The sequence below is a fragment of the Micromonospora sp. WMMA1998 genome (assembly GCF_027497375.1).
Classification (GTDB): Bacteria; Actinomycetota; Actinomycetes; order Mycobacteriales; family Micromonosporaceae; genus Micromonospora; species Micromonospora sediminicola.
Map to the genome: position 1 here is coordinate 4,720,150 of NZ_CP114911.1, position 26,308 is coordinate 4,746,457.

At 72.2% G+C, this 26,308-nt stretch carries 24 protein-coding genes and 2 pseudogenes; 12 read left to right on the forward strand and 14 right to left on the reverse strand.

All coding sequences use genetic code 11. The annotated features are described in order from the left end of the window. Entirely contained in the window at nt 1-1,248 is a 1,248-nt protein-coding gene (locus O7600_RS21775) for a PP2C family protein-serine/threonine phosphatase (protein WP_281590129.1), read from the reverse strand. 172 nt (nt 1,249-1,420) lie between these two features. On the opposite strand from O7600_RS21775, the gene O7600_RS21780 reads away from it, so the two are divergent. The 3 genes from O7600_RS21780 to O7600_RS21790 all read left to right on the forward strand — a co-directional run bounded on the left by O7600_RS21780 (nt 1,421) and on the right by O7600_RS21790 (nt 4,980). Further along, on the forward strand, nt 1,421-2,149 hold the full coding sequence (locus O7600_RS21780) for an alpha/beta hydrolase (RefSeq protein ID WP_281590131.1): 729 nt from the start codon (nt 1,421-1,423) through the stop codon (nt 2,147-2,149). A 165-nt stretch (nt 2,150-2,314) separates the two neighbouring features. Next, a complete protein-coding gene (locus O7600_RS21785; RefSeq protein WP_281590133.1) occupies nt 2,315-3,130 on the forward strand; it encodes an ABC transporter ATP-binding protein in 816 nt (271 codons plus the stop codon). A gap of 5 nt (nt 3,131-3,135) precedes the next feature. Continuing rightward, nucleotides 3,136-4,980, forward strand: a complete 1,845-nt coding sequence (locus O7600_RS21790; protein ID WP_281590135.1) for a hypothetical protein — start codon at nt 3,136-3,138, stop codon at nt 4,978-4,980. Between the two features lie 18 nt (nt 4,981-4,998). Here the strand turns inward: O7600_RS21790 and O7600_RS21795 are convergent, their stop codons facing one another. The 3 genes from O7600_RS21795 to O7600_RS21805 all read right to left on the reverse strand — a co-directional run bounded on the left by O7600_RS21795 (nt 4,999) and on the right by O7600_RS21805 (nt 7,620). Beyond that, nucleotides 4,999-5,541 carry an NUDIX domain-containing protein gene (locus O7600_RS21795; protein ID WP_281590137.1) on the reverse strand — a complete coding sequence of 181 codons (543 nt, stop codon included), beginning with the start codon at nt 5,539-5,541 and terminating at the stop codon, nt 4,999-5,001. Nucleotides 5,542-6,316: 775 nt separating this feature from the next. Continuing rightward, entirely contained in the window at nt 6,317-7,216 is a 900-nt protein-coding gene (locus O7600_RS21800) for a hypothetical protein (protein WP_281590139.1), read from the reverse strand. Beyond that, nucleotides 7,213-7,620, reverse strand: coding sequence for a hypothetical protein (locus tag O7600_RS21805; RefSeq protein ID WP_281590141.1), 408 nt, complete (start codon nt 7,618-7,620; stop codon nt 7,213-7,215). Before O7600_RS21805 ends, O7600_RS21800 begins: the two co-directional genes overlap by 4 nt. Nucleotides 7,621-7,823: 203 nt before the next feature. Between O7600_RS21805 and O7600_RS21810 the strand changes: the two genes are divergently transcribed. From O7600_RS21810 to O7600_RS21825, 4 genes are read left to right on the forward strand one after another with little or no spacing between them, the layout of a single operon-like run. Beyond that, the gene (locus O7600_RS21810) at nt 7,824-8,255 is read left to right on the forward strand and encodes a YbaB/EbfC family nucleoid-associated protein (protein ID WP_281590143.1); all 432 of its coding nucleotides are present in this window, start codon (nt 7,824-7,826) and stop codon (nt 8,253-8,255) included. Then, nucleotides 8,245-8,568: a hypothetical protein gene (locus O7600_RS21815; protein ID WP_091582886.1), complete on the forward strand. Its 324-nt coding sequence runs from the start codon at nt 8,245-8,247 to the stop codon at nt 8,566-8,568. The genes O7600_RS21810 and O7600_RS21815 overlap by 11 nt, the downstream gene beginning before the upstream one ends. Further along, complete coding sequence (locus tag O7600_RS21820; RefSeq protein ID WP_281590147.1) at nt 8,565-10,418, forward strand: hypothetical protein; 1,854 nt, start codon at nt 8,565-8,567, stop codon at nt 10,416-10,418. Before O7600_RS21815 ends, O7600_RS21820 begins: the two co-directional genes overlap by 4 nt. A 32-nt stretch (nt 10,419-10,450) precedes the next feature. Beyond that, nucleotides 10,451-10,720: a hypothetical protein gene (locus O7600_RS21825; RefSeq protein ID WP_281590149.1), complete on the forward strand. Its 270-nt coding sequence runs from the start codon at nt 10,451-10,453 to the stop codon at nt 10,718-10,720. Between the two features lie 150 nt (nt 10,721-10,870). Here O7600_RS21825 and O7600_RS21830 read toward each other — a convergent pair. The 4 genes and pseudogenes from O7600_RS21830 to O7600_RS21845 all read right to left on the reverse strand — a co-directional run. Continuing rightward, nucleotides 10,871-11,230 (reverse strand): annotated as a pseudogene (locus O7600_RS21830) (MerR family transcriptional regulator); the annotation flags it as partial. A gap of 68 nt (nt 11,231-11,298) precedes the next feature. Beyond that, nucleotides 11,299-12,798, reverse strand: coding sequence for a SulP family inorganic anion transporter (locus tag O7600_RS21835; RefSeq protein ID WP_281590151.1), 1,500 nt, complete (start codon nt 12,796-12,798; stop codon nt 11,299-11,301). 343 nt (nt 12,799-13,141) lie between these two features. After that, complete coding sequence (locus O7600_RS21840) at nt 13,142-13,777, reverse strand: glyoxalase (protein WP_281590153.1); 636 nt, start codon at nt 13,775-13,777, stop codon at nt 13,142-13,144. Between the two features lie 58 nt (nt 13,778-13,835). Then, nucleotides 13,836-14,192: a VOC family protein gene (locus O7600_RS21845; RefSeq protein WP_281590155.1), complete on the reverse strand. Its 357-nt coding sequence runs from the start codon at nt 14,190-14,192 to the stop codon at nt 13,836-13,838. Nucleotides 14,193-14,339: 147 nt separating this feature from the next. On the opposite strand from O7600_RS21845, the gene O7600_RS21850 reads away from it, so the two are divergent. Then, nucleotides 14,340-17,138 carry a LuxR C-terminal-related transcriptional regulator gene (locus tag O7600_RS21850; RefSeq protein WP_281590156.1) on the forward strand — a complete coding sequence of 933 codons (2,799 nt, stop codon included), beginning with the start codon at nt 14,340-14,342 and terminating at the stop codon, nt 17,136-17,138. 578 nt (nt 17,139-17,716) lie between these two features. Here the strand turns inward: O7600_RS21850 and O7600_RS21855 are convergent. Next, complete coding sequence (locus tag O7600_RS21855; RefSeq protein ID WP_281590159.1) at nt 17,717-18,883, reverse strand: VCBS repeat-containing protein; 1,167 nt, start codon at nt 18,881-18,883, stop codon at nt 17,717-17,719. Between the two features lie 298 nt (nt 18,884-19,181). Between O7600_RS21855 and O7600_RS21860 the strand changes: the two are divergent. Then, nucleotides 19,182-19,532: pseudogene (locus O7600_RS21860) on the forward strand (CNNM domain-containing protein); the annotation flags it as partial. Between the two features lie 195 nt (nt 19,533-19,727). Next, nucleotides 19,728-20,243 carry a hypothetical protein gene (locus tag O7600_RS21865; protein ID WP_281590161.1) on the forward strand — a complete coding sequence of 172 codons (516 nt, stop codon included), beginning with the start codon at nt 19,728-19,730 and terminating at the stop codon, nt 20,241-20,243. Nucleotides 20,244-20,434: 191 nt separating this feature from the next. On the opposite strand, the gene O7600_RS21870 is transcribed toward O7600_RS21865, so the two are convergent. The 3 genes from O7600_RS21870 to O7600_RS21880 form a co-directional block, all read right to left on the reverse strand. Beyond that, nucleotides 20,435-21,280 (reverse strand): alpha/beta hydrolase, encoded by an 846-nt coding sequence (locus tag O7600_RS21870; protein WP_281590163.1) that lies wholly within the window; start codon nt 21,278-21,280, stop codon nt 20,435-20,437. Between the two features lie 203 nt (nt 21,281-21,483). Then, entirely contained in the window at nt 21,484-22,866 is a 1,383-nt protein-coding gene (locus tag O7600_RS21875) for an MFS transporter (RefSeq protein ID WP_281590164.1), read from the reverse strand. Then, nucleotides 22,838-23,518: an SDR family oxidoreductase gene (locus O7600_RS21880; RefSeq protein ID WP_281590166.1), complete on the reverse strand. Its 681-nt coding sequence runs from the start codon at nt 23,516-23,518 to the stop codon at nt 22,838-22,840. The genes O7600_RS21875 and O7600_RS21880 overlap by 29 nt, the downstream gene beginning before the upstream one ends. Nucleotides 23,519-23,573: 55 nt before the next feature. On the opposite strand from O7600_RS21880, the gene O7600_RS21885 reads away from it, so the two are divergent. Then, nucleotides 23,574-23,942, forward strand: a complete 369-nt coding sequence (locus tag O7600_RS21885; protein WP_281590168.1) for a helix-turn-helix domain-containing protein — start codon at nt 23,574-23,576, stop codon at nt 23,940-23,942. Between the two features lie 227 nt (nt 23,943-24,169). Here the strand turns inward: O7600_RS21885 and O7600_RS21890 are convergent, their stop codons facing one another. Beyond that, a complete protein-coding gene (locus O7600_RS21890; protein ID WP_281594232.1) occupies nt 24,170-24,541 on the reverse strand; it encodes a metalloregulator ArsR/SmtB family transcription factor in 372 nt (123 codons plus the stop codon). A 121-nt stretch (nt 24,542-24,662) separates the two neighbouring features. Here O7600_RS21890 and O7600_RS21895 point away from each other — a divergent pair, with 121 nt between their 5' ends. Further along, complete coding sequence (locus O7600_RS21895; RefSeq protein WP_281590170.1) at nt 24,663-25,712, forward strand: ArsO family NAD(P)H-dependent flavin-containing monooxygenase; 1,050 nt, start codon at nt 24,663-24,665, stop codon at nt 25,710-25,712. A gap of 88 nt (nt 25,713-25,800) precedes the next feature. On the opposite strand, the gene O7600_RS21900 is transcribed toward O7600_RS21895, so the two are convergent. Continuing rightward, complete coding sequence (locus O7600_RS21900) at nt 25,801-26,208, reverse strand: arsenate reductase ArsC (protein ID WP_281590172.1); 408 nt, start codon at nt 26,206-26,208, stop codon at nt 25,801-25,803. Nucleotides 26,209-26,308 lie beyond the last annotated feature (100 nt).

A 26,308-nucleotide genomic window follows, 5' to 3' on the forward strand; every position in this document is an offset into this window, starting at 1 on the left:
TCACCGCTGTCCGGTGCTCGCGCGTGCGGTGTCCGCGCCGCCGGTGCTGCGTCGCCGCTCGTGCGTGCCGTACCAGTCGATGACGAGCAGGGTGGCGTCGTCGGCCAGCGTCGGACCGGTCGCGGCCAGCAACGCGTCGGACAGGGCACGCACCGCCTCGCGGGGATGCAGGCCGGTGATGCCGAGCAGGGCGGCGGACAGGTCGAGGTCGGCCGCGTTACGTTCGCGCATGCCGTCGGTGACGACGACCAGCCGGTCGCCGGATCGGAGGGTGATCTCGCCGGCGCGGCAGGGCTCCTCGGGGAACATGCCCAGCGGGAAGTTGGCCGGGAGATCCACCTCGGTCACCCGGCCGTCGCGGACCAGTAGCGGCGGGATGTGCCCGGCGTTGAGCAGCTCGCAGCGTCCGGTGCCCAGGTCGACCCGGCCGAGCACGGCGGTCACGTAGGCCCCGCGTACGTTGGCGTGCTCGGCGACGGCGCGATTCGCCTCCTCGGCCTGAGTGACCAGGGTGTGGCCCCGGCGTCGGGTGTTGCGCAGGCTGCCGACGCCGAGGGTGGCGGTCAGCGCGCTGGCCACACCGTGGCCCATGGCGTCGGTGACGCTGAAGTGCAGCAGGTCCCGGGCCAGGCTGTAGTCGAAGGTGTCCCCGCCGACGCTCGCGGCGGGCTCCAACCAGCCGGAGAGGGTGAACGCACCGGATTCACAGGTGAAGGCGGCGGGCAGCAGGCGGCGTTGGATCTCGGCGGAGAGCGTGAACGGGGTGCTGCGCTGCCCCCACTCGAACAGGTCCGTGTGTCGGCGGTTGGCGATCACCACGAATGCCAGCGCGTGCGCGGCCCGGGCGATCTGGGCGACCACGGTGGTATCCGGTTCGGCGGGCAGGTCGATCTCCAGGAGCCCCATGGCCTCACCGCGTTCGGTGACCGGAGCGAGCACCGTCCATCGTCCGTCAGCCGGGAGCACCTGGCTGGCCTGATGGCGCAGCGCCTGCTCGTAGGGCCCGCCGTCGAACGGCAGGATCTCGGCTGCCTCCTCACCGTGACGGCGGTCCGGCCCGTCGGCGGCCGGATGGTGGGTCAGCCGGACCAGCGCCCGTCCGCTGAGGTCGGCTACCAGCAGCGAGACGGCGAGCGCGTTCAACGCGGTGGCGAGCACGCCGGTGACGGCCTCGACGGCCTCGACCGGGGCGAAGTCCTCGGCCGACTGCAGCATCTCGGCCAGCACGGCCTGCTCGCTGTGCTCCACCCGACGAGCATAGGCATCACGCCCGCCGGACGCCTCGCAGGCCGGTGCCGGGTGGTCGGTCTGCGCCGCCGACGGAAGACGGACGTTTCACCGTCGCACGGTGGGTAAGCAGCCGGCCCGGTACAGGTCGGGCGGACGCGCACGGCTCCGCCGAAGCCAAGGAGCGGATGTCGTGCCAGATCAGGAACTCACCCTCGTCCTCGTGCACGGCGCGTTCGCCGAGTCGGCCAGCTGGAACGGGGTGATCGAACGGCTCGGTGCCGACCGGTCCGTCGTGGCCGCCGCCAACCCGCTGCGCGGAGTGGCCGGCGACGCCGCGTACGTGCGGGACGTGGTGCGCGGGATCGGCGGCCCGGTGGTGCTCGTCGGTCACTCGTACGGCGGCATGGTGATCACGGAGGCGGCGGCGGGGGAGTCGGCGGTGCGCGCCCTGGTCTACGTCAACGCGTTCTGCCCGGACACCGGCGAGTCGGCGCTGGCGCTGTCCGGGCAGTTCCCCGGCAGCACGCTGGCCGACACGCTGGTCTCCTACCCGGTCGCGACCGGCGGCAAGGAGACGGCGATCCGGCAGGACGCCTTCCACGCGCAGTTCGCCGCGGACGTGTCCGACGACCTCGCGACCCTGATGGCGCGGACGCAGCGGCCCGTGACCGAGCAGGCGCTCGGCGACGGTCTCGCGGCGACCACCCCACCGTGGCGGTCGCTGCCCACGTGGTTCGTCTTCGGTGACGCCGACCGGAACATCCCGGTCGCCGCGCACCGCTTCATGGCCGAGCGGGCCGGCGCCCGTGGGGTCCGGGAGGTCGCCGGCGCCTCCCACGCGATGGCGGTGTCCCGGCCCGACGAGGTCGTCCGGTCCGTCGTCGACGCGGTGCGGGGCGTCGGATCCGGGTCGTCCTGAGGCGTCGACGGGCCACTCCCGGCGTCCCCGGGTCGCTAGACTCAGCCCGCACGCCCTCTCCGCCGGGTGAGCGCGGTGGACCAACCCTCTTCGTCGGCGCATCCGCAGGCAGCGCAGGTCGGGGCAGACCAGGCCCGGCGCCACCCAGCGACGTCGAGGGGATCCATGGAACCAGCGACCACCACCACCCGGCACGCCGCAGCGGAAGGCCCCGACGCGGGCGGCCCGCCCGCGGCACTGCGACTGTCCGGCCTGCACAAGACGTTCGGCGCGAACACCGCCGTCGACCATGTCGATCTCGTGGTGCCGCGGGGCTCCTTCTTCGGACTGGTCGGCCCCAACGGCGCGGGCAAGACGACCTCGTTGTCCATGGCGGTCGGGCTGCTACGCCCGGACGAGGGCGCCTCGCAGGTGTTCGGGGTGGACGTGTGGTCCGACCCGGTCGGGGCCAAGGCGCTGATCGGCGTGCTGCCCGACGGGCTGTCCATGCCGGAGCGGCTGACCGGACGCGAGCTGCTGACGTACATCGGGCAGTTGCGCGGCATCGAGGCCGGCGTGCTGGCCGGCCGGGTCCAGGAGTTGCTCGACGTGATGGAGCTCGGCGCGGCCGAGCGCACCCTGGTGGTCGACTACTCGACCGGCATGCGCAAGAAGATCGGGCTGGCGACCGCGCTGCTGCACGGGCCCCGGCTGCTGGTGCTGGACGAGCCGTTCGAGGCGGTCGACCCGGTGTCCGCGGCGGCCCTCAAGGCGATCCTGACCGGGTTCGTGGCCGGTGGCGGCTCGGTGGTGCTCTCCAGCCACGTGATGCCGCTGGTCGAGCAGCTGTGCGACACCGTGGCCGTGATGGCCGGGGGGCGGGTCGTGGCGGCCGGTCCGCTCGCCGAGGTACGCGGCGACGGCACGCTGGAGCAGACGTTCGTCCGGCTGGTCGGCGGCGGCGAGCAGGGCCGGAGAGGGCTGTCGTGGCTGGCATCCTGATCCGGATGAAGCTGACGGTCGTCAAGAACTCGATGACCGGCGGCCGGGCCGCGTGGATGCTGGTCGGCGCGGTTCTCGGCCTGCTGTTCGCCGCCGCCACCATCTGGCTCTCCCTGGTCGAGCTGCCCAACCCCGTGGTGCTCGGCGACCTGCTCGCGGGCGTGTTCGGCCTGTGGACGCTCGGCTGGCTGGCCGGCCCGCTGTTCGGCGGCTCGGCGGTGCTGCGCGCCGACCACTTCACGTTGCTGCCGGTGCCGCGCCGCCGGCTCGCGCTGGGGCTGCTCGGCGCGGCCTTCGTCGGGATCACCACGGCGGTCACCGCGCTGGGCTTCGTCGGCCTGATCACGTACGGGGCCCGGCAGGGGCTCGCCCCGGCGCTGCTGGCGGTGCCGGTCGCGGCGCTGCAACTGATCTTCGTAGTGCTGCTGTCCCGGGTGGCCTACGCGCTGTTCGGCGCCGTCGCGGCGTCCCGGGCGGGCGCCGCGGTCACCGGCGTGCTGTTCGCGGCGATGCTCGTGCTCACCCAGTCCGGCTGGATGATCGTCGTGGCCGTCATGTACTCGGACATCCTCGAGACCGGGTTCTCCCACCCGACCACCGTCGCGCTGCGGTCGATCCCGTCGAGCTGGGGTGTGGTGGCGGTGGACGCCGCCGGCCGGGGGGACTGGCCGCTCGCGATCGCCGCGCCGGCCGGGCTGGCCGCGCTCTGCGTCCTGCTGCTGCTCGTCTGGTCGGTCGAGTTGGGCACCCCGCGCCGGGCCCGGGCCACCATCCGGGGCAGCGCCGACCGCGTCCCGGTGAGCGGCGGCCCGCTCGGCGGCCCGACCGGCGCGGTCGTCCGCAAGGAGCTGCGCACCTGGTGGCGCGATCCGTTGCGGACCACCACGGCGGTGGTGCCGATCGTCTGGGCGCTGGGCACCGCGCTGCTGCCGCTGACCTTCGACGCCCGACTCCTGCTGCCCTGGGCCGGCCCGGCGCTCGCGCTCTTCGCGATCACCTCGGCCTGCAACCTCTACAGCCAGGACGGCACCGCGCTCTGGCAGACCCTGACGATCGGCTCCCAGCGCGCCGACGTGCGCGGCCGGCAGTGGGCGTACCTGATCGTCTTCGCGCCGCCGGCGATCGTCCTGAGCATCGCCCTCACCTGGTGGAGCGGCTCCACGTGGACGTGGCCGTGGGTCGCCGCGGCGGTGCCCGCCCTGCTCGGCGGCGGCGCCGGCCTGATCGTCCACTCGTCGGTGTACGGCCTGGTCCCCGGCCCCGACGCGCACAAGCGGCCGAGCAACCCGCTGGAGCGCGCCGACACCACCGGCCGGTCCAACGTGCTGTTCTGGATCGGGCTGGTGCCGCCGGGGCCCGCGCTCGCCGTGGTCTACCTCGGCACGCGCCTGGGCCAGCCCTGGGTGAGCTGGGCCGCGCTGCCGGTCGGCGTGCTGACCGGCGTCGCCGTCGCTTGGGTGCTGGGCGGCCTGGCGATCCGGAAGCTCACCGCGGACGGGCCCGACCTGCTGCACACCATGCGCACCGGTCGGCCCACCCCGGTCCGGGCCGCCGGCGGCGCCGGGGCCACGACGGGCGGGACGGTCGAGGGACTGAGCTGGGCCCTCGGCTCGATCCTGCTCATCCCCCAGGGGATCGTCCCGCTGGTCTTCATCCTGTCCGACATCGACGTCAGGTCCTGGTTCCTGGCGATGTACGTGCGGCCCCTGCTCGGAGTGCCGATCGCCGTGGCCAGCATGCTGGCCGGCGTCGCGCTGTATGCCCGGGCCGTCATGACCAGGGTCGACAACCGGGCCGGACGGGCCGCGGCTCCCTCGCCGACCGAGGATCGCGAGTTGGAGTCGGTCTGACCGGCGGGGCAGGCGTGGTCATCCCTGCCCGCGTGTCCGCACGGCCAGCATGAGCAGGTCGGGGAGCCAGGGCTGATCGGTGAGCAGAAGCGAGGCGGCCTCGGCGACCGGCACTGCCCGGACCTCGACGATCTGTTCCGCGTCCGCCGGCATCGTCGGCGCCTGGACGATCGCGGCGTCTGCGGCACACCACAGCCAGGCCTTCTCCGGATGCGGCTGGTGCGGCCGGTACGGCAGCGGACGGTCGGTGACGCAGTGGTGCGCGCCGATCACGCTCAGCGGGCCGGTGAGCACCGCGCCCGCCTCCTCCAGCAGCTCCCGCCGGGCGCAGTCCTCGACGCTCTCACCGGGCTCGCGCGTGCCTCCGGGCAGGAACCACACGTCGCGGTCGTCGCGGCACAGGATGACCTGGTCGCCGCTGAACCCCACCAGGTGCACGTTGGTGACCAGCTCGTCCGGTGGCGCTCCGGTGCTGAACTGGGCGTCGAGCCCGCCCCACTCCCACCGCTGCGGGGCGAACAGCCGGGGGTACGCGGCGGCGAGGCCGGATTCGGTGGACACGGGCGGGATCTCCTTCTGGCGGGTGGGTCAGCGACTCGGCGCGTCAGGTCGCCGGGGACGCCCGGGGTGCGACGCGCCGGCGGGGGCCCGCGGGGGAGCGCCGCCGCCGGGCGCCCGCTGGGCGGGCGGCCGGGCCACCGCGCCACCGTCGCGGTGTCGAGCGGGGCGCCGTCGCGTACGTCGACCGCGCTGTCGTGCACGGCGAGCAACGCGGCCACCTTGCTGGCCTCGCGCACGGCGGGGTCGCGGTAGGGCTCGGCGATCAGCACAGGATCGCATCCCCACGTCCGGTCCGGGGTGTCGACCAACCGGGTCTGGTCCGGCGCATCGTCCCTGATCCTCTTCGGACTGCTCAGCGGGCCCTGCAACGCGTTCTCGATGACCCGGATCGCCGGAATGCTGCCGAAGGTCAGCGCGGGGTCGTCCGGCAGCGTCTTCAGGCCTCCGTCGAGGCCGCCCTCGCGGTGCAGGGCCCGGGAGAGCACCACGTTGTGACAGTGCGCGTCGAAGAAGTCGGGGTCCATCGCGCGGACGGCGACGCCGAGGCTGAACCCGTCCCGTCCGACGAAGACGATCCGCTCGTTCGGGTCGGCGTCGACGGAGGCCCGCGGGTCGTCCAGCATCTCCGCGGCGATCGAGGTGACATAGGGCCCGTGGTGCTCACGGAAGACGCCGTACGCCTCCGCGACCGCGGCGCGGTCGCTCGCGGACTCCAGCCCGTACGCCTCGTAGATCGCCTCCAGCCCGGAGAACTCCTCGGTGGCCGACACCCGGGTCACGCCCCCCGGTCCGGCCGCGACGGCTCGATGACCCGGCTGAGCCAGCGGACCAGCGGGTCATGGTCCTCGATCGTCCCCCACCACAGGGGCACCCCGTCGTGGCCGCGCCGGAAGACGCCCTCGCCGTCGACCGCCGTGCCGGCCTGCTCCACGTCGACGAAGGGCAGCATCACGGCGGCGCTCAGGACGACGGAGCCGCCCAGCACGGCAGCCGTGGCCGACGTGTCCACGGTGTCGTCCAGCGCCTCGACCAGCACCATGGCCCGCCGGCGGCTGTCATCGACCGACGACTCGTCGCCCTCCGGCCCGGTGACCACCAGGTCGAGCCGGGCGATCCGCGCCTCCCGCGCCGCGTCCAGCACCGTTCGCGCGGCGTCGGCGCTCGCCGACCCCTCGCTGTCGGAGGCCGAGTGCGTGACGCGCAACCGGCCGGCGAGCTCCGGAGCGTGCTGGATCACCTGCGCGAGGTGGCGAGGCTCGCCGAGGCTCGCCCAGCGGATCGGCTGCCCACCGGCGCCGCAGGCGGAACGGACGGCGGACGGCACCTCGGCGGGCCGGAACGCGACACCGACCTCGGGGCGGCCCACGCGGTCCAGGAGGCGGCGTGCGGCCGATCCGGCCGACTCGTCGCCCACGACCACCAGGGCGAGCCGCGGTACGCCGCGCGCGGCGGCCGCCACCGCGAGGACGGTGCCCGGGCCCCAGTCCGAGCCGGCGTCGACGACGAGCGGGGAGTCGCGCAGGTTCTCCGGCCAGTCGCCACCCCGTCCGAGTTGCCGGCTGCTCTCCGCCAGTGCGGTGCCGGGGAACAGCTCGCCGACCGCGCGCAGAGCGTCGTAGTCCTGTCGCGCCTCGTCGATGGCCTTGCCCTCGTGCGTCGGACTCTCCGATGTCATCGTCTGCCCCTCGATGGCTGTGGTGACGTCGGCGGACGGACCGCCGCCGTCGTCGGCTGGTACGGCTGCTGCTGGTGCCGGCGCGCGGCGGGCCTCGGCAGGTATGCGACGGCGGCCGGCCGTCGCTCGTGCAGCTCCGCCACGGACCTGCTCACCCGCGTGACCCGCTCGTGCAGGGCGTCCGGGCCGTCGCGTAGCAACTGATCGTAGGGGACCCGCTCGGCCTGCCCGTCGTGACCGAAGGCGACGGTCAGGTCGCTGGACGTGTCGCGCCGGTCGGCGCGGACGGAGACCTGCACCAGCGGGCCGGACGGGCCCAGCTGGATCGAGCGGTGGGTGCGTTGGATGTCCGGGCTGATGCCGAGGTCGGCCACCGCGGAATCGACGAGCAACCGGTGTGCCACGTACCACCCTAACGGGCGGCACCGCCCCCGGCCCGCCCGTGGGCAACGGCCGGCGGCGGACCTCGTCCCGGAGCAGCGCCGCCGCGCACCGGCAGCGCCCGCACAGGACTCCACGGTGGAGGGGGATGGCGTACCGTATGTCGACCGCGCCGCACCCGGTGCTTCCCGGAGGCGGCCGACGGGCCGTCACACGGGGAGGTCTGATGGCGCAGTTTCCCATGGGCGACTTCGCCGCCTCGACCGACCGGTTCGTGTCGTCCTGGGTCGCGGGCATCTCCGAGCGCGCCGCCCAGGCGCAGGCGTTGTCCGACGAGGTGGCGGCGATGTCGGCGAGCGCCGAGGGCGCGCAGGGCGCGGTCCGGGTGACCGTCGCCGCGTCCGGAGCCATGACCGACCTGCGGCTCGACGACCGGGTGCTGCGCTGGCGGCCGGACGAGATCGCCGCCACGGTGCTGGCCGTGATGCGGCGGGCGCAGGGCCGGCTGGCCGCGCAGGTCGCCGACGCCGCCGCTGGCACCGTCGGCGCGGACTCCGAGACCGCGCGCGCCGTCGTCGGCAGCTACGCGGCGCGCTTCCCGGAGGTGCCCGAGGAGGACGACCCGGGGTCCGCGGGCTGGAGCGGCAGTGGGCGCTGAGGCACGCGGCTTCGAGGTCACCGCGGCGGCGCTGACCGGGCACGCCCGCTCGGTCGACCGGATCGCCGGGGAGATCGGCACGGCACACGACGCGGGCGCGCACGTCCGGATGGGCGCCGAGGCCTACGGGCAGATCCCCGTCTGCCAGGCGATCCCCTTCCTGCTCGACTTCCTCCAGGGGCCGGCGGTGGACGCCCTCGCGGCGGCGCGGGAGGCGTTGCAGAGCGCGGCCGGGGCACTCGACACGACGGTCACCGCCTACCACGACACCGACGGGACGGTCTCCGCCCTCTTCCAGCGGCTGCACCGGTGAGCACCGCGGCGGCGAACCCGCTGGTCGCGGCCCGGCAGGACACCACCACCGGCTACAGCGGCATCGGCATCGTCGAGAGCCTCGTCGACCTGCGCAACGGCATCGAGAACGGCTCCTGGATCGATTCGACCATCGGCGGCGTGGGGACGTCCCTGGAGGTGCTGGCGACCTGCGTCGACCCGATCGGGTCGGTCGTCTCCTGGGGCGTCGCCTGGCTGATCGAGCACGTCAAGCCCCTCTCCGACGCGCTGGACTGGCTGGCCGGCGACCCGGACCAGATCACCGCGTACGCCCAGACGTGGCACAACGTCTCGCGGCACGTCGCCGACCAGGTCACCGCCCTGTCCGAGGCGGTACGCACCGAGATCGCCACCTGGACGGGCCCCGCCTCCGAGGCCTACCGCCGCTACAGCGACCAGCACGTGCGTCACCTCGCCGGCCTGGCGGACGCCTCGGGTCTGATCGGCACCGTCGTCGAGGGCGCGGGGCTGCTGGTCGCCCTGGTCCGGGAGCTGGTCCGGGACCTGATCGCCGACTTCGTCTCCGTCCTCGCCGTCCGGCTCTGGCAGTGGCTCGCCGAGGAGGCCCTCACCCTGGGCGTGGCCACCCCGCTGGTCGCGGCGCAGGTCTCCGCGCTGGTCGCCAAATGGGCGGCGAAGGTCGCCGGGCTGCTCACGGCGTTGGCCCGCAGCGTCAGCCGGCTCCGGCCGATCCTGTCCAAGCTCGGCGAGCTGCTCGACACCCTCCGTGCGGCGTTGCGGGGCCTTCGGCGTACCCCCGACGGGACCACCACCCCCGACGTGCCGGCTCCCGGCCCTCGGCCCCGGACTTACGACGGCCCCGCCGGGGGCGGCGGCCAGCCGCCGCCGTGGGCCTGGGCGGACCCGCCCACGTACGGCGGCCCGGGCGGTGGGCCCGCGCACGGCGGCGGGGGAGGGCCGGCGCCCGCCGGGCCGCCCGCATCACCCGGGCCCGTCGGCGGCCCGGCGCACGGGGGCGGCCCGGCACCCGACGGGGGCCCGGGGAACGGCGGCGGTCCGGCGCACGACGGCGGTGGGAGACACGACGTCGACGAGCCCGACCTCGACGGCGTCGAGCCACCCGAGTCCGGGTCCGGCACCGATCCGGCCGTGCCGCATCATGCGAGCGAGGCCGAGTTGCGGCTGCTCGGCAGGGAGGTGCACAGCATGGTCGAACTCAAACCCGGTGAGCACGTCAACGACGCCTACGACGCGACGTTCACCGACGGCACGCACGGCGTCTACAAGCCGAACGTGCCGGAGAACGAGTTCGTGCAGGTGCGCTCCACCATCCCGGAGAACCAGCTGGCCGCCCGTGAGGTCGCCGCCTCCCGCCTCGACGAGGACCTGGGCTTCGACCTGGTGCCGACGACCGCCCGGTGGGACGGTCCGCACGGCGCCGGCTCGATGCAGGAGTTCGTGGAGAACGCGCGCCCCGGCCGCCCCGTCACCGACTACACCGTGCCGGAACGGGAGCGGATGGCGGTGCTCGACTACATCAGCGGCAACACCGACCGGCACATGGGTAACTACCTCACCGGCCCCGACGGCCGCCTGGTCGCCATCGACCACGGCTACTCGTTCCCCGAGTCGAACGCCGAACCGCTGCGCTCGGACTTCGTCCAGCAGCAGATGAACCAGCCGCTCAGCCCCGACACGATGGCCCGGCTCCAGAGCACCGACCCGGCCGTGCTGGCCGACCGGCTGCGCGCCACCGGCCTGAACGAGAGCGCGGTCTCCGGGGCGATGGACCGCTTCAACGAGATACGCAGCCGAGGCATGATCACCGGCGAGGCGTGGGGGGCCTTCCGCCCGCCGAGCCCGTGGTGAGCGGACGAGTCGTGGTGATCGAGGAGGCAGACATGACCGAGCAGGCACCGACCCGCGTGGCGCTGTACACGTTCGCGCAGCACACCAGCCGGCGGGTGGCCGAGTTCCGCTGGGAGCCCGGCCGGACGGTGACGCTGTCCGTGTTGGATCCTGAGTGGGGGGCGCTGGCGCAGGACTTCTTCGACAACGGCGTACCGGCCGGGCCGGAACGGGTGCGACCGGAGACCGGCGCGGAGTTCATGCGTGCGTTGTTGCAGCGCTTCCGGATGAGCTACTACACGTTCGTCGACGAGAGCGACTGAGCCGGCTGCTCCCGTTTCCTCTCTCGGCGGGTCGACTCACCAACACTTCCATCCCGCCCCGGCGTCCGGGTGTCCGAGATCGTCGTCCCGGGCTGTCCGGCAGGGCTGGCCGGCCGTGACGTGATCAGCCGCCGGGCTGCCGTGGTGGGCGAGTTTGTCGCGGAGGGTGTCGGCGAAGCCTTCGGCCGTGGCGAGTTGGTCGCGGAGAGCGGTGACGCGGGTGGTGGCGGCGGTGTGGAACATGGCCAGCCGGTCGAGCAGCTCGGCGCGGGCGGCGCCGGTGGCGGTGTCGAGGGCGTCGAGAACGATCAGCAGGTCCCGCATCTCGTCGAGGGTGAACCCGAGGGGTTTCATGCGCTTGACCACGGCGAGGCGGTCGAGGTCGGGTCCGGTGTAGAGGCGGAAGCCGCCCTCGCTGCGGGCGGAGGGGACGATCAGGCCGGCTTCCTCGTAGTGGCGGATGGTGCGGATGCTGAGACCGATGCGTTCGGCGGCTTCGCCGATCTGCATGAGGCGGTCGGCGGGCGGCCCGGAGGCGTGCTGCTCCGCCCCGGTGCCACGGCTGGTGGCGGCAGCCATCAGTGGCCGACGCCGAGTTGGCCGGCGAGGGTGTCGTGGATGCGGGCGCTGGGCTTGTTCAGCTCGACGATCTCGACGGTCTTGCCGCGGGCGGCGTACTTGGTGGTGACGGCGTCGAGGGCGGCGACGGAGGAGGCGTCCCAGACGTGGGCGTGGGTCATGTCGATGACCACGTTCTCCGGGTCGTTCGCGTAGTCGAACTGGCCGACGAGGTCGTTGCTGGAGGCGAAGAACAACTCCCCGTGTACGGAGTAGATGCGGGTGCCGCCGTCGGGGTCGAGGACGCTGGTGACCTCGACCAGGTGGGCGACCCGCCGGGCGAAGATCACCATGGCGGTGAGCACGCCGGCGACGACACCGATGGCCAGGTTGTGGGTGGCCAGGGTGGTGACCACGGTGGCGAGCATGACGATGGTCTCGCCGTACGGCATCCGCTTGAGGGTGGCCGGGGCGACGGAGTGCCAGTCGAACGTCGACACCGCCACGATGATCATCACGGCGACCAGGGCGGCCATCGGGATGACGGCGACCACGTCGCCGAGCGCGACGACCAGGATCAGCAGGAACACGCCGGCGAGGAACGTCGACAGCCGGGTGCGGGCGCCGGACGCCTTCACGTTGATCATTGTCTGGCCGATCATGGCGCAGCCGCCCATGCCGCCGAAGAACCCGGTGACGATGTTGGCGACGCCCTGGCCCCAGGACTCGCGGGTCTTGCTGGAGGGGGTGTCGGTGATGTCGTCGACGAGTTTGGCGGTCATCAGCGACTCCATCAGCCCGACCAGCGCGATCCCGAGGGCGTAGGGGGCGATCACAGCGAGGGTGTCGATGGTCCAGGGGATCCGCGGCAGGCCGAGGGTGGGCAGGCTGTCCGGCAGCGCGCCCTCGTCGCCCACGGTCGGCACCGCCACGCTCGCGAAGACGGTGACCACCGTCAACACCACGATCGCGACCAGCGGCGCCGGAACGGCGCGGGTGAGTCGGGGCAGCCCGACCATGATCGCCAGAGCGACGGCGACGAGGGGATAGACCAGCCACGGTACGCCGAGCAGGTGCGGGACCTGGGCGGCGAAGATCAGAATCGCGAGGGCGTTGACGAAGCCGACCATGACACTGCGCGGGATGAACCGCATCAGCTTCGCCACCCCGAGCACCGCCAGCAGCACCTGGATGGCGCCGCCGAGGATCACCGCCGCGACCAGGTAGTCCAGCCCGTGCTCCTTCGCCAGCGGCGCCACCACCAGGGCGATCGCGCCGGTCGCGGCGGAGATCATCGCCGGCCGGCCGCCGCAGACCGCGATCGTGACCGCCATCGTGAACGAGGCGAACAGGCCCACCCGAGGGTCGACCCCGGCCAGGATCGAGAACGAGATCGCCTCGGGAATCAACGCCAGAGCGACGACCAGGCCGGCCAGGACCTCGGTGCGGAACACCTTCGGCGACAGCCAGGACGGACGGGACAGGCGCGGCCGGGAGACCGCGGACAGCACAGAAGACATACAGCCATTTCCACTCGGGGCCGCACGCGGACGCGTGCGGTTCCAACCCGCACCACCGGGTCGCAGTTACCACCACCGGCAACAGTGGGTCCTGCCGGCCGAGGGTCTCATCACCTCGACCCGGTCAGGGCCGCCGCGACGGCCGCCCGGACAGGCCCGGCGGCCGTCGCCGACCCTACCCTTCCGTAAGGGGAGAGTTGACCGATCGTGCTGATCATCACCATGTCACCTGAACCAGCTCCGCGCCGGCATCGCCGAGATCGCTCGGCTGATTAGGAGATGCCGGTCGCCGATTCGTCGCCGGCGAGTGTCGGTAGGCCGGTCGGCGTCGACGACAACGAGCTCAGCCGCTCAGCCCAGCCGGTGACGAGCCGCCATGACCAGCCGCCCACTCGAAGCCGTCGGGGTCGACGAAAGTGCCGGCGCCGCTGCCGATGACGAGTCGGTGTGATCCGTCGCCGTCGGGCGAGACGCCCGCGTCCTTGGCCGCGGCGCGGCGGCCGTACAGCGCCAGCTTGATGTTCGAGGTGGCGAACTCGACGTACTTGCGACCGAAGCTCTTGGCGACGGTCAGGCCGTGATCGACGTAGAACCGCTTGGTCACGGCGACGTCCCGCACCCCCAGCAGGAGCACGATCTCGTCGACGTGCCGGCTGGCCGGTCCGGTGTCCTTCTTCGACGATGTCGCGATCTTCCAGATCGTGCCGTACGGGTCGCGCAGCACCCCGCCGTAGCCCCAGAAGCTCTTCGCGGCCGGCTTCAGGGTGGCCGCTCCGCCGTCGAGGGCGGCGCCGAAGAGGCGGTCGACGGTTCCCGGCTGGGACACCACGAGCGACACGGCGAACCCGCGGAAGCCGGTCGTAGGTTCGCGTGACGCGTCGACGCGCAGGCGGGGGCCCAGGTCGAAGGCTTCGGTGTAGAAGTCCTGGGCGGTTGCCGGATCCGACACTTCGAGCGTGACGGAGTCGATGGCGAGCATGAGTGTTCCCTTTCGTGTGGTTCGGATCGAGGTCGGGCGGCTCGGGCGAGTCGGTCGCTCAGCTGTCCTGGATCAGGCCCAGCAGGTTGCCGTCGGGGTCGGCGACGGTGGCCACGAGGCGACCGCCGCCGACATCGTGAGCGGGCTCGGTCACGGTGGCGCCGGCGGCGCTCAGCTCGGCCAGCTTCGTTTCGACGTCCGGAACGTGCCAGTAGGCCACCGGCGAGGTCAGGCCCTGCGGTCCACCGCCCGGCACCAGGCCGATGTGCTGACCCGCGGCGTCGAAGCCGACGTAGTAGGACGAGTCGACCGTGGGCGGCACGCCGAGCAGAGCCGCGTACGTCGCCTTGGCCCGGCCCAGATCGGACACCGGATGCAGTACGGTCCTGATCCCCTGCGCGGAAGTACTCGCCATGATCACTCCTTCGGTCCGCGGGCCTCGGCCGGCCCGGACGGGTGCGTGTGCACAGCATTTCCTCGGGCAGGTCCCGCCCGGATCCGTGCCGGCTACGGAGTCGACCACGGAACCCGCACACGGAGGGACGTGCGACAGAATGGGGTGATGGTTGACGTCTCCCCTCGCGAAGCCGAGGTGCTTGCGCTGGTCGGAGACCACCTCAGCAATGCGGAGATCGGAGCGCGACTCTTCATCTCGGTGCGTACCGTCGAGACGCACGTCTCCTCTCTGCTGCGCAAGCTGGAGGTCCCGGACCGCCGTGCGCTCGCGCAGCGGGTGCCGGAGCTGACCGGCAGCGGCGCCGCTCTTCAGGCGCCGGTCCTACCGGCCCCGCTGACTCCGTTCGTGGGGCGGGCGCGCGAGTGCGCCGAGCTGACCGAACTGATCCGGGCGCACCGTCAGGTGAGCGCGGTCGGTCCGGGCGGAGTGGGCAAGACCCGGCTCGCGCTGGCGGTCGCCTCGCGGGCCGGTGGCGAATATCCCGACGGCGTGTGGTTCGTCGACCTGGTCCCGGTCGCCGACTCCGGCATGATCGCCGCCGCGGTGGGCGTGGCGCTGGGCCTGGGTGAGCAGCCCGGCCGGGACATGACCGAGTCCGTCGTCACCGCCCTGGCCGACCATCACGCGTTGCTGGTGCTCGACAACTGCGAACACGTGCTGGACGGGGTGGCGCTGTTCCTCGAGCGGCTGTTGGCGGCGTGCCCTGGCGTGACGGTGCTGGTGACCAGCCGGGCACGGCTGATGGTGCCCTTCGAGCGGGTCTATCCGGTCCCGCCGCTGTCGCTGGCCGTCGACGGCGAGTCGGACGCGGTCGCGCTGTTCGTGCAGCGGGCGGCAGCGGTGGGCTGGCCACTGGATCCTCCGCTGCGCGACCAGGTCGCCGCTATCTGCGAGCGGCTGGACGGGATGGCGTTGTCGATCGAGTTGGCCGCCGCGCGGTATCCGACGCTGGGGCTGGACGGCATCACCGCCGCCCTGTCCCACCCTCTGCGGATGCTCACCGGGGGCGCCCGGGCCGACGACCGGCACCGATCGGTGCGCGCGACGCTGGACTGGAGTCACGCCCTGTTGGAGCCGGCCGACCGGACGCTGCTGCGCCGGGTGTCGGTCTTCGTGGCGCCCTTCTCCGCATCGGCGGCGACGGAGGTCGCCGGCGCGGAGGAAGGCATCGTCGCCGACGGCCTGGCCCGGCTCGCCGAACAGAGCCTGCTGACGGTGCGGGCCTTCCCCGGCGGAACCGAGTACCGGGTGCCGGAAACCATCCGCCAGTACGGCACGGAACGGCTCGCCGAGGCCGGCGAGTTGACGGACATCCGGTCCCGGCACCTTCGCTGGTGCCTGACCAGGGCCGCCGACCTGACCGTGGTGCGGGCGGACTGGCGAGCCCGGTTCGACCCGGTGGCGGACGACCTCCGCGCCGCCCTGTCGTGGGCGATCGACCGTCCGGAGCAGCGCCCGGAGGCCTGCCGCCTCGCCCGTCACCTGGCGGAGATGACCTTCGTCCGTACCCTGATCGGCGAGTCTCAGCTGCGCTACGAGCAGGCGGCCGCGCTCGCCGGCGAGCCCGCCGCCGAGGCGGCGATGCTCCGGCACGCCGCAGCCGTGGCCGGATGCCGCATGCGCGGCGACGACATGTACCGCCTCCACCGGGCGGCCGCCGGGGCCGCCCGCCGAGCGGGAGACGACGCCGGCGCCGCCGCCGACCTGGCGACCGCCGCCACCAGCTCCTACCGGTTCTGGAGCAAGTTCGCGCAACTCCCGCCGGCGCAGGAGGCGATCGCGCTCACCAGCGAGGCGCGGGAGTTGGCCGGCGACGACCCGGCGGCCCAGGCCGCGGTGGCGCTCGCCGAGGCCGGGGTGCTCACCGACGCGTTCGGCGCCGCGCAGGGCCCACCCGACAACGACGTACCCGAAACGATCGCGCGTGCCGAGCGGGCGGTCGCACTGGCGCACCGCACTCGCGACCCGCTCGCCGAGTCCGCCGCGCTCGACGCGCTCACCGGCGCGCGGTGCTGGGCCGGCGAGACATTCGCCAGCGCGGCCACGGCGCGGCGCCGGGTCGCGCTGCTCGCGTCCCTGCCGGCTACTCCGGCCACCACCCACGAACTGCTCGACGCTCTCGGCAATGCCGCCGAGGCCAGCCTCGGGGCGGGAGACCTGCCGGCCGCCCGCCGGTGGGCTCGGCAGATCGCCGACCACCCGCTGCTCGCGGAGGTCGGTCACCGCGCCACGAGTTGGCTGCTGGTCGCCGACGCGCTCGCGGGCGACACCGACGAGGTGCTCAGCGGCAGTGTGCGGTTCCTCGACGCGTGGCAGCGCGCCGGCCGCCCCGCCAGGTCGGTGCTCGGTCCCGCGGCAGCCGGTGTCGCGATGATCCACGGGCTCCGCGACGACCGGGAGGCCCGAAGCGTCTGGGTCGATGTCCAGAGTCGGCTCGGCACCTCGCCGGAACACGTCCACGGCTACGGCGCGGTCTTCGACGCGATGCTCCTGCTGCACCGGGGGCAGGCGGCGGAAGCGCTGGAACGGATGGCGCCCGATCCCGGCTCGGTCTGGAAGTCGGTCACGTGGGTGTGGCTCCACTGGTATGTCGCGCTACGCGCCGAGGCGGCGGTGCTCGCCGGGAGCCCGAGCGCTCGTGGCCACCTGGCCGGGGCCCGGACCGTCGTGGCCGGCAACCCGGTCGCCGAAGCCATGGTGCAACGAGCCGGAGCCCTGCTCGACGGCGATCAACGGGCGCTGCTCAACGCGGTCGACGCGTTCGACGCCGCCGGCTGCCGATACCAGTCCGCACGAACCCTGGTGTTCGCCGGTGGCGCCGATGCCACGCGCGGCGCAGCGACAATCGGCGACCTCGGCCTCGCCCCGATGGGTTCCTGCCGACTCCGGATCGCCTCACCCTGAGTCAGTGGCGTATCCGTCGCGGTTCACCGTTGGTCGGCGTCGATAGGCTGCGGTTTTGTGAAGAATCACGACGAGCCGATGGAATCCGAGAAAGTGCCGACGGCGGCTGGCGGCCGGATTTCGTGGTTCAACCGCAACGGCGCCGGTCCTCAGGCAATCGCCGCGCTTACCGCCATTCCCGTCAGCGTCCTGGCGGCGGTCTTCGCCATGCGGAGAACTTCATCTGGGCGGGCGTCAAATCCCGGAACACGCTCAGCGGATCCCCGCTCATCTACTCGTCCTTCATCCGGAAGCGGGCCGACGTCACCGACTGCGGCGAATCGGGCTGACTCGTCACCGCAATTCGCCGTACGTCGTCGGGGACCCAACCGCTCAGCCGGCTGACTGCATGCCGACGGCCCGGCGGGCGGCCTCGTGGAAGGTGGCCGAGCGTCTCGGCGGGCGGCCAGACCGGCCAGGCGACGGCGACATCACGGCCGGCGTCGCCCGAGGATCATCAGGACTGCAGTGACGCCGGCTGTGGGCCACGCGGCGGGCGGCGAGGCCGAATCGAGCACGTGGTCCACAGCCGGCGAGTGTCAGAGCTGCCGAAGGACAGCCACCTTGTCGTACGCGACGGCGACGACGTCCGGCTTCCCGTCCCCGGTGACGTCCCCGATGGCCAGGGAGTCTGCCTGGGGCCCGACCCCGTCGACCCCGTTCGTCGTGTACCCGGCGAGCTTCCCGGTCGACCGCTGCAGATAGACGCTCACCGCGAGCCAACTGTTGTGTGCGACGACCAGGTCCTCGCGGCCGTCGCCGGTCAGATCGCCAACAGTGAGGCCAGAGGGACTGTCGTATGCGGGATATCTGGTCGGCGTCGTCGCGAGCCCACCGGCTCCCTGCGCGAAGACTTGGACGGCGGCGTCCGGCCTGTTGCCGTCAACGCTGGTCACCAGGTCGGCCCGGCCGTCGCCAGTCACGTCACCGACCGCCGCACCGGAGCCGACGCGGCGAAAGCCGCTGTCATCGGCCGGCGTCCGGTAGGTCGTCGCCGGCCCGAAGGATCCATCCGCGCGGCGCAGCCGCACCCACGTGCCGTGACCGTAGAACTGGGCGAGGTCGATGCGGGCATCTCCGTCGAGGTCGGCGGCGAACACCTGGTTCAGGGGGGCGCCGGTGATGAACGGCCCGGTGACCGTCCGATATGCCTGGAAACCATGCGCCGCGGTCTGCCGGTGGATCCTGACCTCGCCCTGCCGTGCGCCGACGACGAGATCCGGTCGTCCGTCCCCGGTCACATCCCCGATCGCCACGTCCCCGGCACCCCCGGAGACCAGCAGCGGCGCGGCGAGGCGCCCGCCACGCTGAAACAGCACATCGACGCCGGCGGAGGACGACATCGCCACGTCCGTACGGCCGTCGCCGTCGATGTCGGCGACGGCGAGTTGCACGTTGCTGTTGTAACCGCCGTGCGCCTTGATCCTGGTGGGAGCGCCGAAACTGTGGTCGGCTCGCTGGTCGAAGACCAGCACAGAATTCGTCTGCGAGCCGTCGACGGCATCAATGCCGACCACGATGTCGCGTCGCCCGTCACCGGTGACGTCGGCGACAGCGACGGCGTTGGTCGCGGTCGACCCCGTGGCGAGGTACGTAGCGGCCGCGAATGTCCCCGCACTCGCCGCCTCGGCGGGCATCGGCACCGCGGCCCCGGCCGCCATGGCCAGCGTCGCGGCGATACCGACTCTTGCACCTTTGTCCATCATGCCCCCGTTGCGTCGTGGCCCTCGATCGATGGCCGTTCACGCGCCACGTGCCCTGATCACCGGCGCAGCAAACCCCTGCCACGACAGGTGAACCGGTGCCAGCGCGGATCACCGCGACCGACCGCCGGTCGGAAGGCGGGGCTCGTGTGCTCCGGGTGTGGTCCTGGGCCGGCCGCGCAGGAGTGTCGTTGTGATCGCCCGCTGAGGCTCAGCGAAGTGCGTAAGCGCTGCTCAGCATGCCTTTCAACATGGATCGCCGAATCGGCCCGTGTGACGAGCCGCTGTGGCAGCGTCTCATCAACTGCAGCGCCTGGAGCGAACCTCCCGGGCGGGGCGGGTGCTGGCGAAGCTGGCGCGGGACCCGAACCGATTCCTGGCCACCATTCAAATCGGCATCACCCTCGCCGGGTTCCTCGCCTCCGCCGCCGCGGCGGTGTCGCTCGCGGCACCGATGGTGGGACCGCTGGGATTCCGGGGGTCGGCGGCGGAGCCGGTGTCGATCGTGCTGGTCACCATCGTGCTGACCTTCGTCACCCTGGTGCTGGGCGAGCTGGGGCCGAAGCGGATCGCGATGCAGCGCGCCGAAGGCTGGACGCTGCTGGTCGCCCGCGCCCTCGATGCGTCGTCGGCGTACTCCCGACCCGCGGTGTCGCCCAAGCCATCGACGTACGAGGCGTACCCATCGCCGTGGTCAGGTCCTGGCTGGCGCCGCCCTGTACGCCCTGGCCCGTAGCGACGGCTGTCGAGGGCTCGCTGCAGACGCTGGGGCTGGACCACATCGACCGACCTGATGCTTCGTGGATCGCCGGCGGACCCGGTGCGCGGCGTGTTTACCATGGCTTGCATGGGGCAATGGATCCGGCCGGGTCGCGTCGGCATCCTCGTTGCCACCATTCTTGCCGTCGCAGGTTGCGGTGCCGACGATTTTCCCTCGACTCCGGAGCCCGGGGTGGCGGCAAGAAAGGTCGCGGTCATCCGAGGGGACCAGACCTACCCCATGACCGCCGAGGTGATCGACTGGGAGACGGGACCTCACCCGCAGGTGCCCGAGCGGGGCATGGCGGTGCACTTCACCTACCGGTTTCGGTCTACCAGCTCCGATCCCTGGGCCACCCCGACGCGTGTCGAACTTCAGGCTTGCGCGGTCGACGGTCGTAGAGTCGTCATCTTGTGTACGTCGATCTTCAACGACTCACTCAAGGACTGCTGGCTCGGGCCCAGTGCAGATCCGGACCTCGCTCGCACAGCAGATGTCCTGATCCTGCCGTACCAGATGTACGCCGGACTCCACGCGGGTGATCCCAAGGACCACGATGGCTACGTTCCGCCGAGACATCTCGGACCAGGCGACCAGCTCTGAATCGCCGATCCCCAACCGACGCGTCGATGACTGGGTGGTCGACCATCCGATTGACCACGGCCGCGATCTGGCAGGGCGAGCACTGCCTGAGCTTCGGCTACCCGCGCGATCCGCTCGAGTGCCGGTTCAGACGCTGCGGGAGGTCGAAGTAGGCCAACGGTTCATGCCGGGATGGTAATTCGCCGACACGTTCAAGACCTGTGTCCGGCGGTTCGGGTCAAGAAGTTGGTCAACAGGGCTGCCGTCTCAGTCTCGCGCTCGACATGCGGTAGGTGACCGGTCTGGTCGAGGATCTGTATCTCGGCGCCCGGCAGACTCCTTCTGAGGGTGGAGTCTTCAGGTAGGGGTGCGATGCGGTCCCCGCGCCCCCACAACACCAATGTCGGGATGCCCCGGCCGCTGACGCGGGCATAGAGCGATGTCGCGTCCTGGATGGGCATCCGGCGGATCGACGACAGCACGGCCCGTTGGAATCCCGGTGCTGACGCGTACGGCCGGAACTTGTCCCGCAGCGCGTCGATCACGTCGGTGCGGTGCGAGTAGCGGGGCAGCCGGGACAGCAGGATCCTGGTGCCTGCGGCTTGGAGCAGGAGTTCGCCGACGCCGGGAAGGTTCATGAGGCGGCCGAACCGGGTGGTGTGGACGCCGAAGCCGTCCGGGGCCACGTAGGTCAGGCTCGCGAGTCGTTCGGGATGCCGGTCGGCGAAGTCCGCCGCGATGATCGTCCCGAAGGCCAGTGCCACCAGGTGGACCGGTCCCGCGACGGCCAGCCGCTGAAGGAGTTCGGCAAGTTGGTGGTGGTAAAGGTCCGCACCGTAGGCCACTCGCGGGCTTGCGGAGGCGCCACGACCGAGCAGGTCGTAACGCACCACGCGGTATCCGGCGTCGATGAGCGGTTCGGCGAGTCCGTCCCAGACGAACATTGGCAGGGTGGCACCGGGGATCAGGACGACGACGGGTCCGCTGGGGGAGCCGTCGACGCGGTAGTGGGTGCGCCCGCTGGGCAGGTCGAGGAACTGGTCAGTCAGTCTGGGCAACGCTTGGTCAGCTTTCGATGAGGTGGCGGGTGCTGGGTGGCGCGGCTGCGAGAGTGGACTCGGCGAGGTGGCGCATCACCGAACGCCAGCCGGCGAGAGCGGCAGGGCCGGCGACAGCCACGACTTGCTCGAGTTGTGCCAGCTGGGGACCGGTTGCCGCGCGTTCGACGGCTGCACCCGCCTCGGTGGTGGACGATGCCCGCTCACGGCCGTTTCTCGCAGACGCCGACCGGGTGACGTAGCCGCGGCTTAGCGGGCCAGACAACGGGCGGTGCAGGGGCTGCCGGCTGATGCCGAGCGCGCCAGCGAGTTCGCTGACGGTGATGCTCGCGCCCGACGGCAGCAACCGTTGAGCTGCGTTCTTGAACCTTCTCGGTGGCAACGGCGGAGGCGGAGAGAAGCGTCGCAGCGGCGAGGCTGCCCCAGAGGACAGCCGAACCGCGGGAGGCGAGAGCGGTGATGACGGCCGGGGAGACGGCGAGGCCGATGCCCGTGGAGAGTTGGAAGCGGGCGAGGGCGCGCCCCAGGACATGAGCGGGGGTGAGGGCGGTAACGAGCGTGATGGCGCTGCCGGCATAGATGATCTCACCGATCGTGCAGACCACGGACACCATGGCGACGGCCGGGGCGCCCCAGCCGTGTCCCAGTGAGGTGGCCGCCAGGAAGCCGAGGTAGGACGCGGTGAGCACCACGCCGGCGAGAATGAGCACGCTCCGCCGGGAGAAGCGGGACATCAGGACGGTGACCGGAACCTGCAGGGTGACCACCAGCACGGTGTTCGCCACGAAGATGGCCGCCGACCACGCCGGGGATGCGTGCAACTGAGTCACCAGTACCAGGGGAAGCGCGATTTCGGGGACGTTGAGACAGAAGACGTAGACGACGTTGGAGATCAGCAGCGCGCGCATCCGGGGTGCGGGCCCGTCGGCCCCGTCCCTGCCTGGAGTGGCGGCTGGATGAGCGTGCACGTGAACCGACCAGGCCAAGGCTGCCGCAGCGAGATAGGCGAGCCCGGTAACGGCTGCCAGGGCCTGCAATGCGGTGTTGCCGCCCGCCAGGCATGCGGTAGCGAGAAGGCCGCCCGCCCCCAGGCCGGCGTTACGCAGGGCGCGGCCTCCCGCGAGAGCGGCGTCGCGTTCGCGGCCCTGAGCGACCGTGGCCACGAGGGCCGCGTGGGCGGCCGGCCATGCCTGGTTGCCGATGCCGAGGAAGAGCGCCGCCGTCGCGAACAGCCACACGTTCCCCGTCGGGGTGGCCAGCAGCAGCGCCACGCCCAGCACCCGCACCAGCATGGACGCTGCCACGACCGTGCTGCGTGCGCCCCGATCGAGCCATCGGCCGACTGCCGGCATGCACACCAGGGCCATGATGGCGCCGACGGTCATGGTGATGCCGGTGGCCGACGCGGACAGCCTCAGCACCGTCACCCCGTAGAGCAGCAGGAAGGGCCGCAGCAGCCCGGTGCCGAGCGCGTCCACGGCCAGGGCGACGGCATAGCGGGGGCCACCTGAGGCGCGGACGAGGGAGCGGGGATCGATCTTGGTTCTGGTCGCCATGTCAGCGGTGCCGGGCGCCGCCGTCGACATGGACCGTCTCGCCCGTCACCCAGCCCGCACCCAGGAGCCACAGGGCGGTGTCGGTGACGTCCTCGAGCGTCCCGATCCGGCCGGCGAGGGAGGCTGCGGCGGCACTGTCGTACAAGGCGCGGCGACGTTCGTCCGGAAGCCGATCCCAGGTGCCGGAGTCGGTGAGGCCGGGGGCGATGGCGTTGACGCGCAGCGGCGCGAGTTCGACGGCCAGGTGGGTGACCAGCGCGGCCAGGGCAGCATTCGCGGTGCCTTTGACGACGGTGCCGGGCTTGGGCTGCCAGCCCACAATGCCGGAGAAGAACAGGAACGATCCGTCGGCAGGCATACGCGGGGCGAAGTGCTTGGCCAGCAGCAGCGGGCCGATGACCTTGGCGGAAAAGGCGGCCTGGATCTTGCCGTATTCCAGGTCGGGCACCGGTACGTCGTGGTGGGCCGACGCGGTGGAGATCACGTGGTCGACGGCGTAGAGCGACTCCGCGGCCCGCGCGATGCTGGTCTCGTCGGTGACGTCGATCTTGACCTCGAGTCCAGACCGTGCGGCGACGACGACATCCGCGCCGGCCTGCCCGGTGCGTCGGACGATCTCAGCGCCGATACCGCGGGCCCCGCCGACGACCAGGATCCGCTTGCCTTTCAGGTTCTCGCTCATGAGCGCGACGGTATAGATTTGCTACCGGTATCTTCAACGCTACCGAAGGGGCCCGATGAGCAAGGCCTACAACGTCATGGCGGCGACGTGCCCGAGTCGCACTGTGCTGCACCGGATCGGGGCGCGATGGACGGTGTTCGCCGTCAACGCACTGGAGGACGGACCGATGCGCTTCACCGAGCTCAAAGCGCATATCCGCGGAATCACCCCGAAAGCCCTCACCGAGACGCTGCGCGCCATGGAGGCGGACGGTCTGCTCGCCCGTACCGACCTGGGCGGCAACCCACCCCACGTCGAATACGCCCTGACCGAGCTCGGCCGTTCCCTGTTGGTTCCGCTGCGTGCCGTACGGCAGTGGGCCGAGACGCACGTCCCCGACATCCTCGCCGCGCGCGAACGAGCCGGCATTCGACCCCCAGGTTGACGATGCCCACCCGAGCGCCGGCGGCAGCGCCACCGGCGGGCCGTCCTCGCCCTCACCCGGCGACGCGTCTATGTCCGGCGACGGCGGCAGGCCCCGTGCCCGTGGGGCTGGCTGACGTGTGTTCCGTCGGGACCGCCGCTCGGGGCCCGGTCACCCGCGGTGGGGTTCGTCTTCGGCTCCGCATGGCGGGATCGTGAGGCGCCGGCGGTGGTCGCCGATGCCTTCGGTCAGCGCGTCTTCTTCGTTGCTCGCGTGCGGGGTGGGGTCAGCAGGTCGGCGATCGTGGCGATGGCGGACGGCACGAGGCGGTAGTAGGCCCAGACGCCGCGCTTGTCGCGCTCGAGCAGGCCGGCCTCGGTGAGGATCCGCAGGTGGTGACTGACGGTCGGCTGGGAGAGGCCGAGGGGCGCGGTGAGGTCACTGACGGACGCCTCCCCTTGCGGGGCGGACTGGATCAGGCTGAGCAGTCGCAGCCGGGCCGGGTCGGCGAACGCTTTGAGCACTCCCGCGAGCCGTTCGGCGTCGGCGCGGTCGATCGGCTCGCCGGCGAGGGGCGAGATCGCAGGTGTCGCACTCTCTACAGTTCCCACGTCAGGCATCGTTGCAGGTGACACCTTCGATCGGCTGCTGAACGAGGGCAGGATCACCGTGAGTTCACGTCTGGCCCACTGCTCCTGCTGTCCCGGCATGATGATCTGCGGATCGAGGGAGGTGTCGTGCGTGCCGGGGTCGTGTGACGTGGTGGTCGTCGGGGGTGGGCAGGCAGGTCTGGCGGCGGGTTACTACCTGCGCCGCGCCGGGCTGGACTACGTCATCCTCGACACCCGGCAGCAGCCGGGTGGCGCGTGGCGGCACGGCTGGGAGTCGTTGCGGTTGTTCTCTCCGGCGGAGTACAGCCCGTTGCCGGGGTGGGGGATGCCGCGGCAGGAGGGCGAGGATTTCCCGACCGCCGGGCACGTCGTGGACTACCTGCGAGCTTACGAGCAGCGCTACGACCTTCCGGTGCGCCGGCCGGTCCGGGTCCGGGAGGTGCGGCGGGCCGGGGAACGCCTGGCGGTGGACACCGAGGCTGGGACCTGGTCGGCCCGGTACGTCATCTCCGCCACCGGCACATGGGAGTGCCCGTACGTGCCCGACATCCCCGGCCGTGAACATTTTGGCGGGCGGCAGTTGCACACGGTGGACTACACCTCGCCGGAGGAGTTCCGGGGGCAGCGTGTCGTGGTCGTCGGCGGGGGTAATTCCGCGGCGCAGATCCTGGCGGAGGTGTCCCGGGTCGCCGAGACCACCTGGGTCACCCTGCGCCCGGCGCGGTTCATGCCCGACGACGTCGACGGTCGGGTGCTGTTCGGTGTGGCCACCCGCAAGGCTGCCGGTGGTTCCGGTGAGAGCGTCGGCGACCTTGGCGACATCGTGATGGTGCCCAGCGTCCGCGACGCGCGCGACCGCGGCGTCCTGCACTCCCGGCCGATGTTCGCGCGGCTCACCGAGCACGGTGTGCGCTGGGCCGACGGCATCGAGCAGCCCTGCGACGCCGTGATCTGGTGTACGGGTTTCCGGCCCGACCTCTCTCACCTCGCGTCGCTGCTGCCCGGTTGGCGGCAGGGGACGGTGGCGGTCGAGGGCACCCGGTCGGTGGACGAGGGTCGCCTCTACCTGCTGGGCTACGGGGATTGGACCGGGCCGGCGTCGGCCACGCTGGTGGGTGCCGGCCGGACCGCGAAGGCGACGGTCGCCGACATCGCCTCCCGCGTGCGCGAGTCACCGTAGGCCCGAGGCCCGGCCGCACTGGCCGGACCTCGGGGCGGTGCCGATCAGGCGAGGGAGGCCAGGTAGCGCTCGGCGTCGAGGGCGGCGGTCAGGCGGTGGGACGCAGCTCGGCGAGGAGCTTCTCCACCCGGGTGCGGATGTCGTCGCGGATCGGGCGGACGGCGTCGACGCCCTTGCCGGCCGGGTCGTCGAGCTTCCAGTCCTCGTAGCGCTTGCCCGGGAAGACCGGACACGCGTCGCCGCAGCCCATGGTGACGATGACGTCCGAGGACTCCGCGGTCTCGTACTCGAGGAGCTTGGGGGTCTGGTCGGTGATGTCGATGCCGACCTCGCGCATCGCCTCGACGGCGGCGGGATTGACAGTCTCTGCGGGTGCGCTGCCGGCGGAGCGGACCTCGACGGTGTCGCCGGCGAGGTGGCGCAGCCAGCCGGCGGCCATCTGGGAGCGGCCGGCGTTGTGGACGCAGACGAACAGGACGCTGGGCTTGTCGGACATCAGGTGCCTTTCGTGCAGTGCGGATTGCGGGACCGGTTGACCAGCGCCTCGTCGGAGGTCACGGGCGGGTGTGATTCGGGGTTGCTGTTGCGGTCGAGCG

Bases quoted from the DNA above. Each gene is read 5' to 3' on its own strand.
- O7600_RS21785 (WP_281590133.1), top strand. From the start codon at position 2,315: ATGGAACCAGCGACCACCACCACCCGGCACGCCGCAGCGGAAGGCCCC.
- O7600_RS21790 (WP_281590135.1), top strand. From the start codon at position 3,136: ATGAAGCTGACGGTCGTCAAGAACTCGATGACCGGCGGCCGGGCCGCG.
- O7600_RS21800 (WP_281590139.1), bottom strand. From the start codon at position 7,216: ATGACATCGGAGAGTCCGACGCACGAGGGCAAGGCCATCGACGAGGCG.
- O7600_RS21810 (WP_281590143.1), top strand. From the start codon at position 7,824: ATGGCGCAGTTTCCCATGGGCGACTTCGCCGCCTCGACCGACCGGTTC.
- O7600_RS21825 (WP_281590149.1), top strand. From the start codon at position 10,451: ATGACCGAGCAGGCACCGACCCGCGTGGCGCTGTACACGTTCGCGCAG.
- O7600_RS21835 (WP_281590151.1), bottom strand. From the start codon at position 12,798: ATGTCTTCTGTGCTGTCCGCGGTCTCCCGGCCGCGCCTGTCCCGTCCG.
- O7600_RS21840 (WP_281590153.1), bottom strand. From the start codon at position 13,777: ATGCTCGCCATCGACTCCGTCACGCTCGAAGTGTCGGATCCGGCAACC.
- O7600_RS21845 (WP_281590155.1), bottom strand. From the start codon at position 14,192: ATGGCGAGTACTTCCGCGCAGGGGATCAGGACCGTACTGCATCCGGTG.
- O7600_RS21850 (WP_281590156.1), top strand. From the start codon at position 14,340: ATGGTTGACGTCTCCCCTCGCGAAGCCGAGGTGCTTGCGCTGGTCGGA.
- O7600_RS21855 (WP_281590159.1), bottom strand. From the start codon at position 18,883: ATGATGGACAAAGGTGCAAGAGTCGGTATCGCCGCGACGCTGGCCATG.
- O7600_RS21865 (WP_281590161.1), top strand. From the start codon at position 19,728: ATGGGGCAATGGATCCGGCCGGGTCGCGTCGGCATCCTCGTTGCCACC.
- O7600_RS21875 (WP_281590164.1), bottom strand. From the start codon at position 22,866: ATGTCGACGGCGGCGCCCGGCACCGCTGACATGGCGACCAGAACCAAG.
- O7600_RS21880 (WP_281590166.1), bottom strand. From the start codon at position 23,518: ATGAGCGAGAACCTGAAAGGCAAGCGGATCCTGGTCGTCGGCGGGGCC.
- O7600_RS21885 (WP_281590168.1), top strand. From the start codon at position 23,574: ATGAGCAAGGCCTACAACGTCATGGCGGCGACGTGCCCGAGTCGCACT.
- O7600_RS21890 (WP_281594232.1), bottom strand. From the start codon at position 24,541: ATGCCTGACGTGGGAACTGTAGAGAGTGCGACACCTGCGATCTCGCCC.
- O7600_RS21900 (WP_281590172.1), bottom strand. From the start codon at position 26,208: ATGTCCGACAAGCCCAGCGTCCTGTTCGTCTGCGTCCACAACGCCGGC.